At 39.5% G+C, this 3520-nt stretch carries 3 protein-coding genes and 1 pseudogene; all 4 read right to left on the reverse strand.

The window, feature by feature from the left end:
* Window positions 1–536: 536 nt before the first annotated feature.
* Window positions 537–1613, reverse strand: a pseudogene (locus QZ562_RS20510) (transposase).
* A 213-nt stretch (window positions 1614–1826) separates the two neighbouring features.
* Entirely contained in the window at window positions 1827–2174 is a 348-nt protein-coding gene (locus QZ562_RS20515) for a hypothetical protein (protein WP_293764471.1), read from the reverse strand.
* Between the two features lie 642 nt (window positions 2175–2816).
* A complete protein-coding gene (locus QZ562_RS20520) occupies window positions 2817–3239 on the reverse strand; it encodes a MarR family winged helix-turn-helix transcriptional regulator (protein WP_293764473.1) in 423 nt (140 codons plus the stop codon).
* Window positions 3240–3278: 39 nt separating this feature from the next.
* Window positions 3279–3520 (reverse strand): hypothetical protein (locus QZ562_RS20525; RefSeq protein ID WP_293764476.1); only part of this gene is annotated, 242 nt, incomplete at its 5' end.

A 3520-nucleotide genomic window follows, 5' to 3' on the forward strand; every position in this document is an offset into this window, starting at 1 on the left:
GACTTATATATACGGCTCTAAAACTTAAACTGTATGTAATTACTGAACAAATCTAGATAATTGTAGTGAAACACTCATAAAATAACATGTGATCCTAACTTCCCCCTAACCACCACCTAACCACCACCTAACAACCGTTCTACCAACCCACTGCCTTCGACACATTGCTGCCCCAAACTCAACACTTTACCCCACCAAACAACATAGAATAGGTCATCGCCCGGGTAAGCCCGGTATAGATCAATTCCTGATTCAACCCCTGCCCCTGATTATTAGCCGTAATAAGCAATGACTTAATAACTTTTACTAAAAGACTTAAATTAGACAGCCAACGTAATAAAGTGCTCAATCACAGCCAAATCAACAAGCATAAAGTGATGGGTATGTTCTGAACCCTTGGTTTTAAATTTCGAAATCTGAGCTTTGGGGTATGGTGCGTGTTAAAAGCAGCTAAATCATTCATCCCACTGAATTACAGCAACGCCATTGAGCACGGTTTGTGAAGCTAGCTTTTAACGTGTGTGAAGCTGAACTGTTCAGGCGTGTTGAAGTAAGACTCTGGCCTTTGCCATCCCCCGTATACGTTGATGGTTTGTATGCTGTTTGAATTGTTGCAACATATGCTCACTGCCAACGGCCGTGCTGAAGTGTTTTTCGAACTCGGTAGTGAGGGTTAACCATTGCTCAGTATCAAGGTTAAGGCGCTCTAGTATAGTGCTATGATGTTGCTCTATATAACCTGCTTTATCCTCTCGAATACAGCGGCCTGTGCAAACCACTAGTTCACAATAGTCAATCAAGCTGTGAGCCATGCCTTTAGGCATTTATTGTCTGTGATTGCCCACAAAACTTATCAGGTTTTTAGGTTGTTCGCCTTTGATAAGGGCCTGAATACGGTGTTGAATACTGGTATGTTTTGAGGTTTCTGGTGTGGTATCCATCTTGGCGCGAATAGGATTTAAGTCAACACAGGCCATGCAAGCTTATACCGCACTATCGTCCCTCCTTGCCGTAAAAGCAGGCTTGAGATTTAAATCGCCCTTCCCACTAAATTTACTGGGAATAAATGAGAACAGCTTTTGCTGGCCCGCAGGGTAAGCGCCATGGATGGCAGCGAATAAAACCTGCCTGTGCAACCATCTTCCTTGTTTGCTTCACGGGCAATGTACTCATTAAGATTGCGCATGAGCCAACTGATATCGTACAAACGCTGACGGTAAATCGTCACTATTTCTTCTAAGCTAATTAATTCACCTTTACTAAGTACACTCCCTCTTTGATACTTTTGACTTAAGAGCGTGCATTGGTAAAATTGGTACCGCCGTCATACTACCTCTTACATTGACCAGCCATCAGCCATGTCTTTGTCTACAAAACACCACATGAGTGTTATTACTCATGACTGCATAAGCTTAAATGCGGTAACCGCGTTACCAGTCGAAACACTGACGATGAAAATAACAAACGCTCCTCTATCCAACCTCGGCGAGGTTCGTAACTTTGTCCCGTAAATTTATCTTTTCCACACAAAAAAACGCCGTACACAGCGGGAAACACAACGCTAAAAAGGGAGTATCAATTAAACTGACTTGAGTTTTACGTGACTGAGGCATGACAGACCATCCTTGGTTGTTTGTGTACCTTAAAAATCAAGACATAACGCCTGTTTGGCTACTTTTTAAAAGTGGGTATCTTCTTTAGTTTCTATTTCTGAATTCATATCAAATTCCATTTGCAAATATAACACTTTGAATATGGGGAAAATGCAAGCGCTTTAGCCGCAGGCCGACGAGTATTTGTCCCAATGAGTTTACGAACGACATGATTCACCTGTTATGTTCATCCCATATAAAACCTAGTGCGTCTGTAATTTTACCGATAGCGGTTACGCCTCGCATTGCTACATTTTGGTCTATTGAAAAATAGTTACTGACATTCGACGAAAAGGTATTGAGTAGTTTACTTACCTCTCCGGAATTAATCATTTTAATGAAACTTTTACATGAATCGGAGTTTCTATTCCCTGAATCTGGACAAGCTTTAACTTTCGCCGCCAGTTTCTCGTAACTAATGACGACTCTTTCTAGTTCGGCTTTGACATCAGTAGTTGCTGCATTAGTGCAGAAACTAAAAGAAAGCCAAGGTAACAATATCAATAAAAGTACGTTATTCATTTTTCCTCCTTAAACATAACGCCTTTATAACGCACACCTTGTGGCGAAGCCACACTTTAGGATGTCCAGCCACGAAGTGACGTTGGTTGATAAACTTGTTATGTATCCTCCCTACTTGAGAACCCAACACGAAAACTCAGTTCTAATCCTGCCAACAGTGCGATTAAACCGATTACAATTGGTATTTCAAATCCCGCCCTTGGACCACTTCTCAGCCAAATTGCTGATGGTAGAAGTGACATGTTGCCAAACACTGTAAAAACCAATAGGGCCCAACAGCTCCATCTTTCCGCTTTTCGAAAGGGAATAAGAGCAATCATTGCAAATGTGATGCAAAAGCCTACTTTGCTGGCAGTTGCCCATGTAATATGAAATCGGGTATGCTCTGTTGGATCCGTGCATAGGAAGCCCATCAATGACTCCTTGCACAGCCAGTACAAAAGCCATAGCCATAAATATCCAAGAAGCGATATTGGGCTTAAGGGTAATAACACGGTTCATTTCATTTGTCTCTTTCAAGACGAGTGAATAGCAGACTTGTGTTGGCCATATCGTCTTGCTAAGCGGAAAATAAAGGCTGACTATAATTGCGAAGCGAAAGCCAACTGTTATTTTACCGTTTGAGCAACTTGATATGTGTTTTCAACATTTAATTTTATTAAGTAGTTGTAATAATTGCTCAACTTCAGACTCTTCTAATAATGAGAAAATAGAACTACAACTATGCTCAAAAGAAATTAAAGAATCTAGATATAACTCTTTTCCTGTGCTTGTGAGACCAACTAAACTCTGGCGAGCATCACGTGAATTTACAGTTTTTAAAACAATATTATTCTTTGTCATTGGAGCTAAAAGCCGAGTAACTCCAGATCCAGTCAAACCAATTGAGTCCGCTAAAGTTATACGACTCAACGCATCACCTGGTGCATTATGTAACTTATGCATAATAATGAATTCTGTAAAGCTTAAGCCATGTGCGCTTAGGCAGGAATCTACCTTCTTATTTAATAACGTGCTTATGTAAGTTTGTTCTAACATTAACGATGTTAGATTTATTGAGTTCATACAATCACCTTGAAATATACTTGATTACTCAAGTATATTTCAATTAAAAGTAAAGTCATATATCCCCTTTAACGTATTTATCATTGCCTTATCTTTGGGGTTTATTTCATTATTATCTTTATTTATTTGATAAATATCAATACATACTTGTTTATCAGCTTCGGACTTTATTATATCATCAAATGATGGCGGAAATGGTATATTGTAAATATATTTATATTCTACTTTTCTTAATGATGTTACTCCATCATCGTTCTTCTCTTGCTTACTTTGGTGATAGT

The sequence above is a fragment of the uncultured Paraglaciecola sp. genome (assembly GCF_913058035.1).
GTDB lineage: Bacteria > Pseudomonadota > Gammaproteobacteria > Enterobacterales > Alteromonadaceae > Paraglaciecola.

Coding starts and splice junctions, on each gene's coding strand:
- QZ562_RS20515 (WP_293764471.1), bottom strand. CDS start 2,174: ATGAATAACGTACTTTTATTGATATTGTTACCTTGGCTTTCTTTTAGT.
- QZ562_RS20520 (WP_293764473.1), bottom strand. CDS start 3,239: ATGAACTCAATAAATCTAACATCGTTAATGTTAGAACAAACTTACATA.